The 16,128-nt window shown below is 72.4% G+C and carries 20 protein-coding genes; 9 read left to right on the top strand and 11 right to left on the bottom strand.

Translation table 11 applies throughout. From position 1 onward, the window contains the following. Positions 1-38 precede the first annotated feature (38 nt). Both VIL67_RS05690 and VIL67_RS05685 read left to right on the top strand, forming a co-directional pair. A complete protein-coding gene (locus VIL67_RS05690) occupies positions 39-932 on the top strand; it encodes a terminase small subunit-like protein (protein ID WP_332047866.1) in 894 nt (297 codons plus the stop codon). 245 nt (positions 933-1,177) lie between these two features. Then, complete coding sequence (locus tag VIL67_RS05685; protein ID WP_332047865.1) at positions 1,178-1,735, top strand: DUF2087 domain-containing protein; 558 nt, start codon at positions 1,178-1,180, stop codon at positions 1,733-1,735. Positions 1,736-1,757: 22 nt separating this feature from the next. Here VIL67_RS05685 and VIL67_RS05680 read toward each other — a convergent pair whose 3' ends face one another. Beyond that, positions 1,758-2,108, bottom strand: coding sequence for a DUF2200 domain-containing protein (locus VIL67_RS05680; protein WP_332047864.1), 351 nt, complete (start codon positions 2,106-2,108; stop codon positions 1,758-1,760). Between the two features lie 115 nt (positions 2,109-2,223). Here VIL67_RS05680 and VIL67_RS05675 point away from each other — a divergent pair, with 115 nt between their 5' ends. Beyond that, positions 2,224-2,772 carry a hypothetical protein gene (locus VIL67_RS05675; RefSeq protein ID WP_332047863.1) on the top strand — a complete coding sequence of 183 codons (549 nt, stop codon included), beginning with the start codon at positions 2,224-2,226 and terminating at the stop codon, positions 2,770-2,772. On the opposite strand, the gene VIL67_RS05670 is transcribed toward VIL67_RS05675, so the two are convergent. The 4 genes from VIL67_RS05670 to dmeF all read right to left on the bottom strand — a co-directional run bounded on the left by VIL67_RS05670 (position 2,737) and on the right by dmeF (position 7,634). Next, positions 2,737-4,728 (bottom strand): HWE histidine kinase domain-containing protein, encoded by a 1,992-nt coding sequence (locus VIL67_RS05670; protein ID WP_332047862.1) that lies wholly within the window; start codon positions 4,726-4,728, stop codon positions 2,737-2,739. The two genes, VIL67_RS05675 and VIL67_RS05670, sit on opposite strands and share 36 nt — an antisense overlap. Before the next feature lie 78 nt (positions 4,729-4,806). After that, on the bottom strand, positions 4,807-5,445 hold the full coding sequence (gene pncA, locus VIL67_RS05665; RefSeq protein ID WP_332047861.1) for a bifunctional nicotinamidase/pyrazinamidase: 639 nt from the start codon (positions 5,443-5,445) through the stop codon (positions 4,807-4,809). A 10-nt stretch (positions 5,446-5,455) separates the two neighbouring features. Next, positions 5,456-6,643, bottom strand: a complete 1,188-nt coding sequence (gene bla, locus VIL67_RS05660; protein ID WP_332047860.1) for a class A beta-lactamase — start codon at positions 6,641-6,643, stop codon at positions 5,456-5,458. Between the two features lie 43 nt (positions 6,644-6,686). Beyond that, complete coding sequence (gene dmeF / locus VIL67_RS05655; protein ID WP_332047859.1) at positions 6,687-7,634, bottom strand: CDF family Co(II)/Ni(II) efflux transporter DmeF; 948 nt, start codon at positions 7,632-7,634, stop codon at positions 6,687-6,689. Between the two features lie 75 nt (positions 7,635-7,709). Between dmeF and VIL67_RS05650 the strand changes: the two genes are divergently transcribed. Further along, on the top strand, positions 7,710-8,789 hold the full coding sequence (locus VIL67_RS05650) for a CobW family GTP-binding protein (protein WP_332047858.1): 1,080 nt from the start codon (positions 7,710-7,712) through the stop codon (positions 8,787-8,789). Positions 8,790-9,099: 310 nt separating this feature from the next. Here VIL67_RS05650 and VIL67_RS05645 read toward each other — a convergent pair whose 3' ends face one another. Both VIL67_RS05645 and VIL67_RS05640 read right to left on the bottom strand, forming a co-directional pair. Then, positions 9,100-9,525, bottom strand: coding sequence for a biopolymer transporter ExbD (locus VIL67_RS05645; protein ID WP_332047857.1), 426 nt, complete (start codon positions 9,523-9,525; stop codon positions 9,100-9,102). Positions 9,526-9,755: 230 nt separating this feature from the next. Continuing rightward, positions 9,756-10,199 carry a biopolymer transporter ExbD gene (locus VIL67_RS05640; protein WP_332047856.1) on the bottom strand — a complete coding sequence of 148 codons (444 nt, stop codon included), beginning with the start codon at positions 10,197-10,199 and terminating at the stop codon, positions 9,756-9,758. A 158-nt stretch (positions 10,200-10,357) separates the two neighbouring features. Here VIL67_RS05640 and VIL67_RS05635 point away from each other — a divergent pair, with 158 nt between their 5' ends. Continuing rightward, positions 10,358-11,326: a WD40 repeat domain-containing protein gene (locus tag VIL67_RS05635; protein WP_332047855.1), complete on the top strand. Its 969-nt coding sequence runs from the start codon at positions 10,358-10,360 to the stop codon at positions 11,324-11,326. A 178-nt stretch (positions 11,327-11,504) separates the two neighbouring features. Here the strand turns inward: VIL67_RS05635 and VIL67_RS05630 are convergent, their stop codons facing one another. Together VIL67_RS05630 and VIL67_RS05625 are read right to left on the bottom strand one after the other, a co-directional pair. Beyond that, positions 11,505-11,924: a globin family protein gene (locus VIL67_RS05630; protein WP_332047854.1), complete on the bottom strand. Its 420-nt coding sequence runs from the start codon at positions 11,922-11,924 to the stop codon at positions 11,505-11,507. 94 nt (positions 11,925-12,018) lie between these two features. Beyond that, positions 12,019-12,681, bottom strand: coding sequence for a nitroreductase (locus VIL67_RS05625; protein ID WP_332047853.1), 663 nt, complete (start codon positions 12,679-12,681; stop codon positions 12,019-12,021). A 68-nt stretch (positions 12,682-12,749) separates the two neighbouring features. Here VIL67_RS05625 and mtgA point away from each other — a divergent pair, with 68 nt between their 5' ends. Continuing rightward, positions 12,750-13,445: a monofunctional biosynthetic peptidoglycan transglycosylase gene (gene mtgA / locus VIL67_RS05620; protein ID WP_332047852.1), complete on the top strand. Its 696-nt coding sequence runs from the start codon at positions 12,750-12,752 to the stop codon at positions 13,443-13,445. Positions 13,446-13,643: 198 nt separating this feature from the next. Here mtgA and VIL67_RS05615 read toward each other — a convergent pair whose 3' ends face one another. Both VIL67_RS05615 and VIL67_RS05610 read right to left on the bottom strand, forming a co-directional pair. After that, a complete protein-coding gene (locus VIL67_RS05615; protein WP_332047851.1) occupies positions 13,644-13,907 on the bottom strand; it encodes a hypothetical protein in 264 nt (87 codons plus the stop codon). A 60-nt stretch (positions 13,908-13,967) separates the two neighbouring features. After that, the gene (locus tag VIL67_RS05610) at positions 13,968-14,393 is read right to left on the bottom strand and encodes a hypothetical protein (RefSeq protein ID WP_332047850.1); all 426 of its coding nucleotides are present in this window, start codon (positions 14,391-14,393) and stop codon (positions 13,968-13,970) included. 105 nt (positions 14,394-14,498) lie between these two features. Between VIL67_RS05610 and VIL67_RS05605 the strand changes: the two genes are divergently transcribed. From VIL67_RS05605 to VIL67_RS05595, 3 genes are read left to right on the top strand one after another with little or no spacing between them, the layout of a single operon-like run. Further along, positions 14,499-14,735, top strand: coding sequence for a hypothetical protein (locus tag VIL67_RS05605; RefSeq protein WP_332047849.1), 237 nt, complete (start codon positions 14,499-14,501; stop codon positions 14,733-14,735). A 44-nt stretch (positions 14,736-14,779) separates the two neighbouring features. Then, positions 14,780-15,130, top strand: coding sequence for a hypothetical protein (locus tag VIL67_RS05600; RefSeq protein WP_332047848.1), 351 nt, complete (start codon positions 14,780-14,782; stop codon positions 15,128-15,130). After that, positions 15,127-16,125: an aspartyl protease family protein gene (locus tag VIL67_RS05595; protein ID WP_332047847.1), complete on the top strand. Its 999-nt coding sequence runs from the start codon at positions 15,127-15,129 to the stop codon at positions 16,123-16,125. The genes VIL67_RS05600 and VIL67_RS05595 overlap by 4 nt, the downstream gene beginning before the upstream one ends. The last annotated feature ends 3 nt before the right edge of the window (positions 16,126-16,128 follow it).

Here is a 16,128-nt window from a genome sequence, read left to right as displayed (position 1 = left end):
GGCCCATTGGGCGCAGCGACCTTTCCAGGGACATCGAGATGGACGACGAGACGGATCCGCCCGCGGGGGCGGAGGCGGCGCGCACGCCTGTGCGCCGCTCTGAGCGCCCGGTCCTGCGCCCGGACGGGCGGGCGCCGCGGCCGGGGCCGAAGGTCTATTCCGCGCGGCTGGCGCGGCGGGTCTGCGCCCGCCTGGCGGCCGGGGAGAGCCTGACGGCGATCTGCGCCGAGGCGGACATGCCGCACCGGGCCACCCTGGCCCGGTGGGCGAAGGCGCAGCCGCGGTTCGCCGAGATGCTGGCCAGGGCGCGGACGGCGGGCGCCCGGAGCGGCCGCTCGGCCCAGCGGTCGAGCTATGATCCGGCGGTGGCGTTCGAGATCTGCGAGCGGCTGGCGGAGGGCGAGAGCCTGGCCGAGATCTGCCGGCACCCCGCCATGCCGACGCTGTCCAGCGTCTACCGCTGGCGGCGGACGGACGGGGAGTTCGCGGAGATGATGCGCGAGGCCCGCGAGGTGCAGGCGGAGCGGTTCTGCGACCTGGGCTGGGCCATCGCCTCGGGGGTGACGCCGGAGACGGCGTTCGCCACCCGGGTGAAGCTGGAGCAGCTGCGCTGGACGGCCGGGGTGCTGAACCCGCACCGCTTCCGCACCAAGCCGGCGGAGGCGGAGGCGCGGCCGAAGACCGAGACCTTCGTGATCCGCACCTTCATGCTGCAGGTGCGCGAGGACGGCGCCCAGCGGGTGGTGGCCACCGAGCCGGACCCGGTGAGCGGCCTGCCCGTGTGGTCGACCCGCGGCCCCTGGTCGCTGCCGGTGACGCCGGAGCAGGCGCGCGCCTACGAGAAGCGGGCGGAGGGCGAGGAGCGGCTGCGGGTGGACGACCCGCGGGCGGTGGTCACCTGCCCGCCGGAGCCCGGCCACGGGGCCGGCTAGCCGGCGGGGCTCGGCCTGCAGGGCCTGGTCCGACGAGGGTTGGGCGCGCGGGCGGGGACCGGTTGATGCCGTGGCGCGGGAGCCCTAAGCTGGCCGCCACGGGTCTGCAGTTCACCCAGGCGTCACCGCCCCGCGAGGGGAGCTAAACCTGCCCGACGATGTCTTCCGACAACCCCGCTCCGGCGCCGGTTGCAAGACGGTGACCGGCAACATCCTGAGGACAGGCGCCTTCGGAGACCTGAGGTTTGTCCAGAGAAGCCATTCCGTTCGCCGCGGCGGACATCTCGGCGCTGGCCCGCTCGCTGCGCGGCCAGCTCATGACCCGCAAGGCTCTCCCGAGCCACGTGGAGATGCTCAACATGCTGGCCCGCGCGACGGGTCATCGCAACTTCCAGCACCTGCGCGCCCAGGGCGGGGCGGCAGCGGCCGCCCCGACCCCGGCCACTCGCGAGCCGGCCCCACCGGCCGAGCCGATGGACCTCGCCACCGTGAGCCGGGTGGCGGGCCATTTCGACTCCGCCGGGCGGATGGTGCGCTGGCCGGGGAAGACGCGCCACCAGGAGCTCGGGCTGTGGGTGCTGTGGGCGCGGCTGCCGGCGCGGCGGACCCTGAGCGAAGGCGAGGTCAACGCGGCGATCAACGCCGGCCACCTGTTCGGCGACCACGCCATCCTGCGCCGCAGCCTGTGCAACGCCGGCCTGCTGGCCCGCACGCCCGACGGTCGGGAGTACCGGCGGGTGGAGCGGCCCCCGACCGCCGAGGCGGCGGCGCTGATCGCGCGCGTGAAGGCGCAGGCGGGCTGATCGTCGGCCCGGGCGCGCCTGGTCACCGGCGGAGGATCTTGTCCATGGCCTTGCCGCGGGCGAGCTCGTCCACGAGCTTGTCGAGGTAGCGGATCTCGCGCATCAGCGGGTCGGGGACGTCCTCGACCCGCACGCCGCAGACCACGCCCTTGATCTCGGCGCGGGCGGGATTGAGGCGCGGACCCTGGGCGAAGAACGTCTCGAAGTCGGTCCCGGCGGCCAGGTGGGCGGCGAGCTCGTCCGGGCCGAAGCCGGTGAGCCAGCGGATGATCTCGTCGACCTCGGCGCGGGTGCGGCCCTTCTTCTCCGCCTTGGCGACGTAGTGCGGGTAGACGCTGGCGACGCTGGTCTTGAAGATGCGGTGGCTGCTCATCCGCTCGGGCTCCGCTGTGGGCGATGCAGGTTGTCGGTCGCGGGGTCGGGAGGCAAGCCGGGGCACGGGCTGCGCCTCTCGGAACGCGCGGGCGGGCTCGCGGGTCTAGGCGCGGATGGCGCAGCTGAGGTTCCTGAAGGTCCAGACCCCGGCGCTGCGATGGCGGCGCGGCGGGCGCGAGCGGCGGTTCGGCGCGCACACCTTCCTGGCGGTGACGGACGGCGCCGGCCAGGTGCTGCGCGAGCTGCATGGCATCGCGCGCGGGCCGGGCGGGACGCAGCTGGCGAGCCTCGGCGGCGTGGTCCCGTTCCGGCGCGAGGTGCTGTGGGGCGAGAGCTGGTCCGGGCGCAGCGGCTTCTACGACGAGAGCTTTCCGCAAGGGGTGCTCTGGGCGGGCGACGAAGCCGAGGCCGCCGCCAGGCTCGAGGCCGCCGAGGCGGTTCGGGCGGCGGTGAACGCCCGGGCGGTGCGCTACCCCTGGCCGGCCTTCGCGGGCGCCAACAGCAATTCCTATTACGCGACCCTGCTGGCGGGCATGGGGCTGGACGACGTGCGGCTGGCGGGCGAGCTCTGGGGGCCGGGGCTCAGGCGGCGGCTGCTGCCCGGCGCGGTGCTTTCGGAGATCGCCTCAGATCTCCACCGCAGCCTCGCTGGGGGAGAGTAGCGGCAGCTCGAGCTCGCAGCGAAGGCCGACGGCGCGCCAGTCGAGCCGGGTCTCTCCGCCGACCGCGCCGCCCAGGGCGCGCTCCAGCACGGTGGTCCCGAACCCGCGGCGGGACGGCGCCGTGACGGCGGGGCCGCCGGTCTCCTGCCAGACCACGTGCACGCGCTCGCCGCGGACCTCCCAGGCCACGTCGACCCGCCCGTCGGGCGCGCCGAGCGCCCCGTGCTTGGCGGCGTTGGTGGCGAGCTCGTGGACCGCCATGGCCACCCCTTGGGCGGCCGCCGGCGAGAGCGGCAGGGGCTCGCCGCTGATCCGGACCCGCTCGCGGTCGCCCAGGGTGTAGGGCCGCAGCTCCTCCTCCACCAGCCGGCGCAGGTCGGCGCCCCGCCAGCGCGACTCGGCCAGCAGCTGGTGCGCCCGGGCCAGGGCCGCGACCCGTCCGAGGATGATCTCGCGCAGCGACTCGGCGTCGCCGGCGCGGCTGAGGCTGACGGCCCCCTGCACCACGGCCATGAGGTTGTTGGCCCGGTGGTCGACCTCGCGCATCAGCAGGCGCAGCTGCTCCTCGGTCGCCTTGCGCTCGGTAAGGTCGATGACCACGCCGATCGCGCCGGTCATGGCGCCGGACTCATCGAAGACCGGCCGTCCCTTGGCGTAGATCCACCGCACCGAGCCGTCCGGGCGGACCACACGGTACTCATTGGTGGAGGCCTCGCGGCGGCGGGTGGCTTCGGCGAGCCTGGCCCGGTAGCCGGGCAGGTCCTCGGGGTGGATGGCGCCGTAGACCTGCGACAGCCGGATCGGACCCGCCTTGTTGGGCAGCCCGTGCATCTCCTTGTAGCTGTCGGAGACATGGCCAAGGCCGTCGACGCCCCACTCCCAGGCGCCGATGCCGCCGACCTCCTGGGCAAGGCGGAAGCGCTCCTGGCTGGCGTCGCGTTCGGCCACGGCGGCTTCCAGGGCGCGGCCGGCCTCGTCGATCTCGCGCAAACCGCTGTCGCGGTAGGCGGCGCGCTCGCCGGCGCGGATCCGTCCGGCGGCGGCGCTGAGGTGCCCCACGGCCCGGGTGAGGCGCCCGCCGGCCGCCAGCCCCACACCCGCGCCCAGCAGGAGAAAGCCCGCGGCCAGGGCGAAGCCGTACTTGAGCGCATCCTCGCGCGGGGCGGCGATCTGGCTGCGCGGCACGGCCACCATGAAGGTCCAGCCGGACACGGAGGAGCGGCTGTAGGCGACAAGCGTCGGCACGCCTTCCAGAGAGACGCTCTCCATCACCCCCTCCGCCCCTGTGCGCATGGCGGCGCGCACGTCGGCGGTGGCGGGGCGGCCTATGAAGCGGTCGGGGTCGACGTTGCGCCAGATGACGGCGCCCTGGCGGTCGACCACGGTGGCGAAGCGCCCTTCCCGGAGCATGGGGCCGGTGAGCACGCGGTCGAGCAGCTGGGGCTTGAAGATGACCGAGGCGCCGAAGGCCGCTCGCCCGTCGCGCATGACGGGCACGTCGACGCACAGGATGTTCCGCTCCACAAGCCCGTTGGCGAGGTTGCAGACCCGGCTGCGGCCCTGGTCGAGCACCGCCCAGGCCTCCGCTGGGAGCTGCCCCGCAGGCAGGGGCGCGCCCGGCGGCAAGCGGGTGTTCACCAGCTGCCGGCCCTGGCGCTCGTAGAGCACGATCCAGGCGTCGCGGCCGGCGAGCAGACGGCGGGCCTGGAGATCGACAGCCGCCCAGTCCTCGTCCTGCACCGCCCCGCCGGTGCGCAGACCCTGCAGCATGGCCTCGTAGCTGCGCAGCTGGGCGTCCACGACCAGCGAAAGGGCGCGGGTGGTGTCCAGCAGCTGGCGCTCGGTTTGCGCCCGGCCGAAGTCGTAGACCTGGCGCACCGCCAGGGCCGTGGCGAGCCCGAGCAGGAGCACCAGCAGGGTCGCCATGCTGACCAGGTAGAGACGCAGGGACTGCAACTGACGGCGCCTCACTGGGCTTTGGACCTCAGCCGGTTAGCAGGGGTCGGCCGCCGTGGCGAGGGCAGCTTGGCCGGATCAGGCGGCGAGGGGCGGCTCGACCACGACGACGCCGAGCCGTTCGAAAGCGCGCCAGGTGTCGGCCAGGGAGCCGTTCAGGTCGATGGCGCGGCAGGCGTCGGGGATCACCACGGCGGCGAAGCCCTCGCGCACCGCGTCCTCGGCCGAGTAGCGGACGCAGAAGTCGAGGGCGAGGCCGACGAACCAGCAGCGGCGGAAGCCGCGCTCGCGCAGGTAGCCGGCCAGGCCGGTGGGCGTGGTCCTGTCGTTCTCGTAGAAGGCCGAATAGCTGTCGACGTGCGGATTGTAGCCCTTGCGCAGGACGAGCTCGGCGTGGGGCACGTCGAGGTCCGGGTGGAAGGCGGCGCCCGGCGTGCCCTGTACGCAGTGGTCGGGCCACAGCACCTGGTCGCCATAGGCCAGCTTGGCCAGGCCGTAGGGCTCGGCGCCAGGATGGTTGGTGGCGAAGGAGACCTGGGTCGGCGGGTGCCAGTCCTGGGTGATCACCACATGGTCGAAGCGCCGGGCGATGGCGTTGACCAGCGGCATGACCTCGTCGCCGCCGGGCACCGCCAGGGCGCCGCCCGGGCAGAAGTCCACCTGCGGATCGATGATCACCAGGACGTGGCCCGGCGCAGGGTTCAGGTCGCGGATCATGGCCCCTGCCCTACTGCCCTCCGGCCCCGGCCGGCTGCGGGGCGGCGGCGAACGTCGGGGCCGGGTCCCCCGGGGTGCGGCTGGCCTGCCAATGGCGGGCGACGGCCTTGCTGACCTGGTGGAAGAAGGCCTGTCGGGCGGGGATCGGCTTGGCGGTCTTCCGCATCATCACCGCCACGGCGTAGACGCGGCCGTCGGGGGCGGTGGCCAGGCCGACGTCGTTGATGCCGACGCTGTAGCCGCGCAGGTCCTGGCCGGTGCCGGTCTTGTGGCCCCACTGCCAGCCCGGCGGCAGGCCGTACTTCAGGCGCATGGGGCCCGTGCGTGTCTGGTGCAGCAGGTCGACGAACACCTGGGTGGACGCCGGCGACAGCAGCTCGCCCTTGTGCAGGGCGGCGAGCGTGCGGGTGATGTCGGCCGGCGCGGCGCCGTCCATGGGATCGGCCAGGTAGGCGTTCATGGCGTTGTCGCGGACATAGTCGGGCAGCTGGGCGCGGGCGTGCTGGAACGCCCAGTCGACCCCGTACTCCGGCCGCCAGGTCATGCCGGCGACGCTGGCCTGCAGGTCGCGCTCGTAGGCGCCCACCCGCAGGTCCTGCAGCCCCTTCTCGGTGAGAATGGCCTTCACCGCCTCGGCCCCGCCGAGTTCTCGCATCAGCTTGTCGTTGGCCGAGTTGTCGCTTTCGGTGATCGCCCAGCGCAGCAGCTCGCGGATGGAGACCTCGGGCCCGCCGGAGTTGCGAATCCGCCGGCCCAGCGGCTGATAGAAGACCGAGCGGTCGTCGGGGCCGAGCTGGACGACCCGGTCGAGGTTCGACTGGCCGCGGTCCACGGCCTCGAGGGTGGCGAGCGCCACCCACAGCTTGGACACGCTCTGCTGCGGGTACGGGGTCTCCCCGTTCACCTGGGCGGTCCAGCCGGTGGCCACGTCGGTGACGGCGATGCCGACGTCTTCCTTGAAGCCCCTGGCCAGGGTCTCGAGGTCGGCCTGCAGGTCGGCAGGGGGCGGCGGCGGCGGCGGGGCCGGCACGTTGAAGGCCACCTTGCCCGAGGCAAGCGCCGCGTCGGGGCCGTGACCCCGCTCGCTGGCGGCCCAGCCGCCGGCCACCGCGCCGGCCAGGATCAGCAGGCCCAGCACCGCGCCGGTCCGGGGTTTGGCCCGAAGCCGGGCGGCAAGCTCACGAAACATCTGCGCCATCAGAGTCCCAACGCGCGCCGGCGTCAAACGTGGCCGTAAGCGCTCAGTGCACGTGCCCGTGATGGGCGTGGTCGGCGTCGGCGTGGGTCTCGATGGTCACATGGCTGACCCCCGGCAGGCCGGCCAGCCGAGCGCGCAGCGCCTGCGCGTCCTCATGGCCGGCGACCACGGCGATCACGGCGTGGTGCCCGGGTCCCAGCCGCCAGAGGTGCAGGTCGAGGACACGTGCGCCGCCGGCCTGGAGCCGGGTCCGCACCTCGGCGGTGAGGTCGGCGCTGGGATTGACGTCGAGCAGGGCCGCGCCGGCCCGGTTCAGCAGCCGCCAGGCGAAGTGGGCCACGAGGCCCGCGCCGACGAGGCCGGCCAGGGGGTCGGCGAAGTCCCAGCCGAGCTGGCGCCCGAGCAGCATGGCCAGCAGGGCGACCACGGAGACCGCGGCGTCCGCCACCAGGTGCAGGTGGGCGGCGGCGATGTTCAGGTCGCCGTCCGGATCGTGGCGCGCCACGTGCGCCCGGCCCGGCTTCAGCAGCAGCATGCAGAGCACGGTGACCGCCAGGCCGGCGGCGGCCAGGGGCAAGGCGCCCTCGTAGTGCACCGCCTCGGGGTTCAGCAGCCGGTGGACGCTCTCCACCGCGATCAGCACGGCGGTGATGGCCAGCACCACGGCGTTGGCGAAACCGGCCAGGTAGCCGAGCTTGCCCGTGCCGAAGGCGAAGCGCGGATCCTCCGCATGCCGGCGGGCAAGCGCATAGGCGCCCGCCGCGACCAGCAGGGCGGCCACGTGGGCGGCCATGTGCAGGCCGCTGGCGGTCAGGGCCATGGAGCGGAAGACGATCCCGCCTGCCAGCTGGGCCGCCAAGGTCACGGCGCAGATCACGGTGACCAGCCAGGTTCGGCGCTCGTTGCGCGCGTGGTCCGCGCCCAGGTAGGTGCGGTCCTCCCGGAAGGCGTCCAGCGCCGCGGGGGCGCGCGAGGGGTCGGCGGCGGTCATCTGGTGTTATGATATAACAGCAGGATCGGAGAACGCCACTTCATATCGCAGCGCCGGCGGACTACATGCTCAGGCATGACCGACAAGACCCCCGTCACCGTGCTGACCGGCTATCTCGGCGCCGGCAAGACCACGCTCCTGAACCGCATCCTCTCCGAGGAGCACGGCAAGAAGTACGCCGTGATCGTCAACGAGTTCGGCGAGGTGGGCATCGACAACGACCTCATCGTCGGCGCCGACGAGGAAGTGTTCGAGATGAACAACGGCTGCGTCTGCTGCACGGTGCGTGGCGACCTGATCCGGGTGGTCTCGGGCCTGATGAAGCGGAAGGGCGGCTTCGACGCGATCATCGTCGAGACCACCGGCCTGGCCGATCCCGGCCCGGTGGCCCAGACCTTCTTCGTGGACGAGGACGTGCGCGCCAAGACCCAGCTGGACAGCGTGACCACCGTCGTCGACGCCAAGCACCTGCCGCTGCGCCTGAAGGACAGCAAGGAGGCGGCCGAGCAGATCGCCTTCGCCGACCAGATCATCCTCAACAAGACCGACCTGGTGACCGAGGGCGAGCTGGCCGAGGTGGAGAAGGCGATCCGCACGCTGAACCCGCTGGCGCCGATCCACCGGGCGCAGCGCTCGAACGTGCCGCTGGAGCAGGTGCTGGGCCGGGGATCGTTCGATCTCGAACGGATCACCGAACTGGAGCCGGACTTCCTCAATCCGGCGCACGGCGAGCCGGGCCATGTGCACGACGAGCACTGCGACCACGACCACGGCCATGACCATCACCATCATGGCCATGACCATCACGACCATGATCACGGCCACGGCCACGAGCACATCCACGACCACGTGGCCGAGAGCGGCATCCGGGGGATTTCGCTGACCAGCGACCGTCCGCTGAACGGAGCCAAGGTCACGGCCTGGCTGAACAACGTCCTGCAGACGCAGGGGCCGGACATCCTGCGGGCCAAGGGGATCCTGGACGTGGCCGGCGACAACCGGCGCCTGGTGTTCCAGGCCGTGCACATGATCCTGGAGGGCGACTTCCAGCGGGAGTGGCGGGACGGCGAGGCGCGCTACTCGCGCCTGGTGTTCATCGGCCGCAATCTCGACGAGGCGGCGCTGCGGGCGGGATTCGAGAGCACCGTCGCCTGACGAAAAGGCCGGGGCCGCCGTACGGGTCAACGACCGGCGGCCCCGCATTCTCCGGGGGTCGGAGATCTCTGGGATGTGGGGATGAGACCTCCGCCGCGCGATTTACGCAAGTAGTTTTGGGCTCAACTGCCTCTCCCGCTTGCGGGAGAGGGCGGGTGAGGGCGGCGCAGGCTGCGCCGCCGCCGCTCCCGTTGGACCGGGGTCCAACACCCTGCCCGACGCGACGCCGAGCCGCCCTCACCCAACCCTCTCCCGCGGAGCGGGAGAGGGCTCGGCTCCGCCGCTCCGTGACGCGGAGCGGGGCCCGACTTCAGAGCTCCTCGCCGACCAGGCCGACGCGCTCGTAGCCGTTGGCCTTGAGCTGGTTGATGACGTCCATGAAGGCCGAGTAGCGCACGGTCATGTCGGCCCGGATGTGGACGCGTTCCTTGCGCGGATCGGGTCCGCCGATGGCGGCGGCGAGGTCCTGCGGCAGCGCCGCCAGGCTGCTCTCGCGATCGCCGACGAACAGCCGGCCGTCGGACTGCACGCTGACATAGGTCGGCGGCGCCGCAGGCTGTTCGGAGGCCACCGCCGGGGGAAGGTCGACCTTGATCGCCGTCGTGGCCGGCGGGATCGCGACCATGAAGATGATCAGCAGCACCAGCATGATGTCCACGAACGGCGTGACGTTAATATCGCTGTTCTGGGTGACTCCGTAGGACGCGCCGCCCGAGGCGGCCAGTCGCATAGCCATCGCACGTCTCCTCATCCTTGCGGATCTGGTGTCCGCATACGGAGCGGACACCCGCCGCGTACGGCTGTAAAGAGGAAATGTTGCAGTGCTGAAAGAAAGTTGCGAGGACGCAACTCACATCCCGCAACAAACTACGCCGTCGCTGATCGGCCCACGGCGAGAGGCCCAGACAGCAAAAAGCCCCGCCGGGTTTCCCGGGCGGGGCTTTCGCTGAACCTCGGCGAAGAGGCTTAGATTTCTTCGTTGATCAGGGCGACTTGGTAGAAGCCGTTGCCCTGCAGGGTGTTCATCACCGCCATGAAGTCGCCGTAGCGGACCGTCCGGTCGGCGCGGATGTAGACGCGCTGTTCGGTGGGGGCCGTGGAGGGGTCCTCGACGCGGAGGATCGCCGACAGGTCCGACGGCAGGCCGTCGAGGCTGGTGGCGCGCTCGCCGATGTAGAGGGCGCCGCCCTGCTGGATGTTCACCAGCACCGGCTCCTTCACCACCGTGCCGGGCGGCGGCGGGATGGCAGGCGGCAGGTCGAGCTTGATCGACACGGTCGCGGCCGGGATCGACACCATGAAGATGATGAGGAGCACCAGCATCACGTCCACGAACGGCGTGACGTTGATGTCGGCGTTCTGGCCGAGGTCGAACCTGCTGCCGCCCCCGCCGCCGAGCTTTGCGCCCATGCGTTTCTATCCTTCCCTGGGGCGCATGGTCGCGCCCGTCTTAGAGTCCGCCGACCTTTGGCAAGGCCTTACGAAGTTGTAAAGCCCGAAGCGGGAGAACGGGGTTCCGGCGCGGGAGGCGCCTTCCCCGCGCGCGCCGGGCGCTCTAATGCGGGCGCATGACGACCTACGCCTTCGACGCCTATGTGACCGCCGCGCTGTTCGACAAGGCCGGCCACGCCGTCTTCGCCCTCGGCGACGGCACGGTGCGGTTCGAGTCGGGCGAGACCGTAGAGGCCCACGACGGGGCGGTGCTGTCGGCCTGCCTGCACCCGTCCGGCGAGGGCGTGGTCACGGGCGGCGACGACGGGCGGGTGGTCTGGTCGAAGCCGGACGGCGCCGTCGAGCTGGCCAGCCTCAAGGGCAAGTGGATCGACCATGTGGCGGCGAGCGCGGAGTCCAAGCTGATCGCCTTCGCCGCCGGGCGCGAGCTGCATGTGCGCGACGTGGCCGACCCGGCCTTCGCCCGCAGCTTCGCCCACGAGAAGACCGTCGCGGCGATCGCCTTCGACCCCAAGGGGCGGCGGATCGCGGCGGCGACCTACGGCGGCGCCTGGCTGTGGTATGCGCGGATCGCCGACCAGAAGCCGTCGATCCTGAAGTGGGCCGGCAGCCACGTGGCCTGCGCCTGGAGCCCGGACGGCAAGTTCCTGATCTCGTCGATGCAGGACAACCAGCTGCACGGCTGGCGCGTGGCCGACGAGAAGAACATGCGGATGGGCGGCTACCCCGCCAAGGTGAAGAGCCTGTCGTTCATGGCCAAGGGAAACCTGATGGCCACCTCGGGCGCCAACGGCGTGGTGGTCTGGCCGTTCAGCGGCTCCACCGGGCCGATGGGCAAGCAGGCCGCGGAAATCGGCTACGAGGAGAGCGCGCTCTCCACCGTGGTGGCCGGCCAGCCGAACGGCAACTGGGTGGCCTGGGGCCTGGACGACGGCCGGGTGCGCGCCTGCGACCTGGTCGGGCAGAAGGTGATCAACCTCAAGGCCGAGAAGGGCCCGCCGGCCACCGCCGTGGCGCTCAGCGCCGACGCCAAGCGGGTCGCCTGGGGCGACGAGGACGGCGGGGCGGGCGTGGGGGAGATGTAGGCTTACCCCCGTCCTCTCCCGCGCAGCGGGAGAGGGTAGGGTGAGGGCCGGCTCGTGCGGCAGGCTCGCGCCGGATGAGAGATCGAGGGCCCTCGGGCTCGCATCCGGAGCGGCGGAGGCGTCCCAGCCGGCCCTCACCCTGCCCTCTCCCAAGCTCCGCTCGGGAGAGGGTGTCCGCTCAGGCCGGCTCGGGTTCGGAGGCGGCGGCGATCATGGCGCTGGAGAGCAGGTCGTAGGCGGCGAGCCAGGCGCGCTTGGCCGGCGGCGTGAGAATCTCGCCGAGGCTGGTCTCGAGCATCCAGATCAGGGTGTCGCCCACCGCCTTGTAGTGGATCGCCTGCACGCCATAGCCGCCGTGCCGGCGGCCCAGCGCCTCCACCTGCGGTCCGACCACCTCGGGCTGGTCGAGGGCGCCGACGACGAAGGCGATGGCGGCCATCAGCTTGGCACCCTGGGCGGCCAGGTCGGCCTTGAACATCGGCCGGACGTCCGGCGCAACCTCGAACAGGCGGGCGTAGAACAGCCGCGCCGCCTGCGCGCGGATCGGCGCCACCTCGGCGAAGGTCGCGCGGACGAGCTGGATCTGGTCAGGGGTCATCTTGGCCCTCGGCGTTTCCGTCTGTGCGGAACCTAGGGCCCGCCGCCAAGGCCGGCTGTGACCGGTGTCACCGGCCCGCGGACGGGGCCTCGCCCTAGTCGAAGCCCCTCAGTTCGCCCCAGGCCTCGAACGGGTCGCGCGCCGCCTTCAGGGTGTTGATCGGATGGGCCTCGTCCCGGTAGCCGAGCGCCATGCCGGAGAAGAGCATGTGGTCGGCGGGCAGGCCCACCGCCTCGCCGACCGTCTGGGGGTAGCGGGCCCAGTACTCCTGGGCGCAGGTGTCGAGGCCGCGCTCCAGGGCGAGCAGCATCACCGTCTGCATGTACATGCCGAGGTCCGCCCATTGCGGCGGGCCGAGCTTGCGGTCCAGGCAGAAGAAGATCCCCACCGGGGCGCCGAAGAATTCGCCGTTCTTGGCCAGCTGGCGCAGGCGGGCGGGCTTGTCCTCGCGGGGAATGCCGATCGTGGCGTAGAGGTCCTCGCCGTTCTGGAAGCGGCGCGTGCGGAACGGGTCCCAGAGGTTCGGCGGATAGACGTCGTATTCGGGCGGCTCGCCGAACGGGTTGGCGGCGACCTTGGCCTTAAGTTCGGCGAGGGGCTGGCCGGCGAGCGCATAGACCCGCCAGGGCTGCAGGTTGCCGCCCGACGGCGCCTTGGCCGCGCGCTCGAGGATCTCGCGCACCAGCGCCCCTGGCACGGGATCTGGCCGGAAGGCCCGGACCGACACGCGCTTTTCCACCGCCTCGGAGACGTTCATGGCTTCCTTAACCGTGCTTGACGAGCATGCCCCAGAAGCCTCCCTCCTAGCACAGGCTACCCAGCGTCATGGCAAGGACCTCAACCGTGCGGCGTTTCCTGAGCGGTCTGCTGATCGTCGTCCTCGTGCTGGGCTTCATCGGCCCGGTGGCCGCGGTGGCGCTCTATCGGTTCGTGCCGCCGCCGCTGACCTTCCTGATGGTGCAGCGGGTGTTCGAGGGCCAGGGCTTCCGGCGCACCTGGGTCCCGCTGGAGGACATCTCGCCGACCCTGGTGCGGGCGGTGATCGCCGCCGAGGACGCCCGCTTCTGCCGCCACCGCGGCTTCGACGTGGAGGCCATCGAGAAGGCGCTGGAATACAACGCCCGGGGGAAGAAGGTGCGCGGCGGCTCGACCATCAGCCAGCAGACCGCCAAGAACGTCTTCCTGTGGCCGCGGCGCGACTGGGTGCGCAAAGGCCTGGAGGCCTACTTCACAGTCCTGATCGAGGTGGGCTGGGGCAAGCGCCGGATCATGGAGGTCTATCTGAACTCCATCGAATGGGGTCCCGGCGTCTACGGCGCCGAGGCGGCGGCGCGGAAGAACTTCGGCGTCTCGGCCAAGCGGCTGACGCCGGCCCAGGCGGCGCGGCTGGCGGCCATTGTGCCCAAGCCTCTGTCCTGGCAGGCGGCCAAGCCTGGGCCCTACGTCAAGCGACGGTCGGGCGCGATCAACCGCAACGCCCGGGCGGTGCGCCGCGAGGGCCTCACGGACTGCGTCCTCTGACGACCGGCAAGCGGCGCCATTCGCCACTTGGCGGCCACGATTGCGGCCGACGCTGCGCGATGCGCGTCGGCGGCAGGCGCAAGCCTGCCGATGGAGGTCGAAACGGCCCCGTCTGCGGCGCGACGGACCTCTCCGGTTCCTGAACTCGCGTGAAGGCGGGCGTCCCGGCCGACGAGCCCCCGGGGCGCCCGCCGGATTCTACGGCTGTTCGTAGATGATCAGGCCGAGCCCGAAGCGCCGGGCGCTGTCCATGGCCCGAGCGAAGTCGGGCGGCACGGCGGCCTCGTCGGTGACCTCGCCGGTGCGCACGTGGGCGACGCCGTTCCAGCTCCGCTCGGCCAGGGCGGCGAGCGCCGTCTGGTCGGCGCGCGGCTGGTCGGCCGCCTGGACGAAGGCGAGCACGGTGAGCGGCGTCGGATCGCCAGGCTCGCGGCCTTCAAGGGTCACAACGAAGATGGGCAAGCGCGTCTCCGGCCGGAGCGGCCAGGGTGGGCGGATTCGGCGGCGGGGTGCAGCGGCGGCTTAGCTGCCCGGCCCGTTCATCGGGCGCTGGACGCCCTTCACGAGCTTCAGCTGGATGGGCACGCCGGCCAAGTCCTTGCCGGTCCAGGTGGCCCCGACGTCGCCGGCCTGCGGGAAGTGGGTGCAGTAGGACATCGGCGCGGGGAACGGCTTGGCCTGCTTCAGGCAGACCTTCTCGCCCTTCAGGCTCCACTTGCCGGTGGACGGCTTGCCGCGCCGCCCGATCGCCTCGTAGCGGCCGTCCTCATGCAGCCAGATGCGCTGGTGGCGGCCGTCGGGATAGGTGGCCAGGACGGTGTTGCCGAACGCTGCGGCGACGTTCTCGACGCTGCCCGCCTGGGCGTTCAGGGCGGAAAAGGCGACCCATCCTCCGAGGGCGACCCTGATCAGTAGGCGGGCTCTCTCGCCCTTGCTCCGGACTCGCATGACCGCGTTCAACAACGGGACCACCCTCGGGTTCCAACAGTGCGGCTGGACTCGTGGACGCCCGCGGGTGAACAGGGGATGAGCAACCCGCACGGAGCACGCCCCATGAGCGACGAGACCCCCCTTTCCGCCGACGCCGAACGGGCGGGCATGCTGGCGGCGCTGCACGCGATCATCGTCGGCACGCTGTCCACGCTGAAGCGCAAGGGGCTGCTGACCGCCGAGGAGATCGACCAGCTGTTCGAGGCCGGCCTGATCACCTTCGAGCGGGGCGAGCAGGACGAGACCAAGCAGGCCGCGCGGCTGACCCTGGAGATCCTCGCCCGGTCGCTGAGGAGCTAGGCGGGCGCTCGGGTGTTCATCGGGGGAAGCAGGAGACGGACCCCATGACCCACATCGATCCCGGCGCCCCCGAACGGCGCGGCGCCACCACCGCCCAGCTGCGGAACGACATCCAGAGCGGCCGCACCGGCGACAAGGTGGGCGGGCTGGACCTTGCCGCCTCCCCGCTCGGCACCGACGACGAGGCGGCCGGCACGCCGCCGTCTCCCGAGACGGTGGCGCATGCCCGGGAGCAGGAACAGGCCGGCCGGCCGCAGAACGCTACGCCCAACGCGGCTACGCCCGACCTGCAGCCCAACGCCAAGCTGGACGGACAGAAGAGCCTGGCGCTCTGGGCGCTGGCCGGCGTCGGCGCGGCGGCGGCGCTCGCCGTCGCCCTCGTCGCGGCGCTTTGAACCGACGGGCGGTCCTTTCCCAACTGGGGCTGCTCGCAGCCGGCGGAGCCGGCGTCTGGCTGCTTCGCGAGCGGCTGGCCTGGCCGGTGCCGGAGGCGGCGTTCCGCGGCGGGTCGGAGACCACCGGCTGGCTCCCCCTGCCGGAGCCCGGCGGCCTCGTCGAGCTGCCGGCCGTCGTGGGCGGCCGGCACATCCGCGTGGTGCTGGACTCGGGCGCCCAATACTCGGCCATCGACACGAGCCTCGCCGGGGCCCTGGCGCTGCCGCTGGCGAGCCCGATCCCGATGCTGGCCTTCGGAGTGAGCGGCCAGCCCAGCCTGACCCGCGCCGTGGCCCTGGACCTCGACCTCGGCGCGGTGGCGTTCCGGGGTCTCCGGGCCGCCACCCTCGACCTGCATCCGCTGTCGCGGCTGACGCGGCGGCCCTTCTCCATGCTGCTGGGGCGTGACGTGCTGCGCGCGGTGGTCGCCGAGATCGACTTCCCCGGCGGACGTGTGGCCTTCCGCCGGTCCGAGACCTGGGCGCCGGGCGGCCAGTGGCGCGCCGCCACCGTGCGCCGCGGCCCGGCGCACGCGATCATGGCCGAGGTGCAGGTGGAGGACGCCCCGCCGCTGGACGTGATGGTCGACACCGGCGCCACCGGGGCGCTGGCGCTGTCCGAGAAGGCGGCGACCACCGCCGGGCTGCTGAGCGGACGCAAGGTGCAGAGCGGGCGTTCGGTGACCCTGGGCGGCGTCAGCCAGGATCGCATGGTGCAGGCCAGCCGCGTGCGGTTCGCCGGCCACGCCTTCGATGAGGTGGAGGTGCAGGTCTTCGCCCCGGCCGCCAGCGGACCGATCCCCGACGGCCTGCTGGGCCTGGGGCTTCTGCGGCGCTTCCGCGTCGCCCTGGACCACGCGCGGGGGCGGATGTTCCTGGACGGCCCGCACGCGGTGACGGGCCGGCGGCCGCGGCGCGTTCGGATCACGCCGCAGCCGGGCGCGGCGCAGGACTAGCCG

The sequence above is a fragment of the Phenylobacterium sp. genome (assembly GCF_036563385.1).
Lineage (GTDB): Bacteria > Pseudomonadota > Alphaproteobacteria > Caulobacterales > Caulobacteraceae > Phenylobacterium.
The sequence above is the reverse complement of the archived record's forward strand: the minus strand, read 5'-3'. Positions and strand labels throughout refer to the sequence as shown.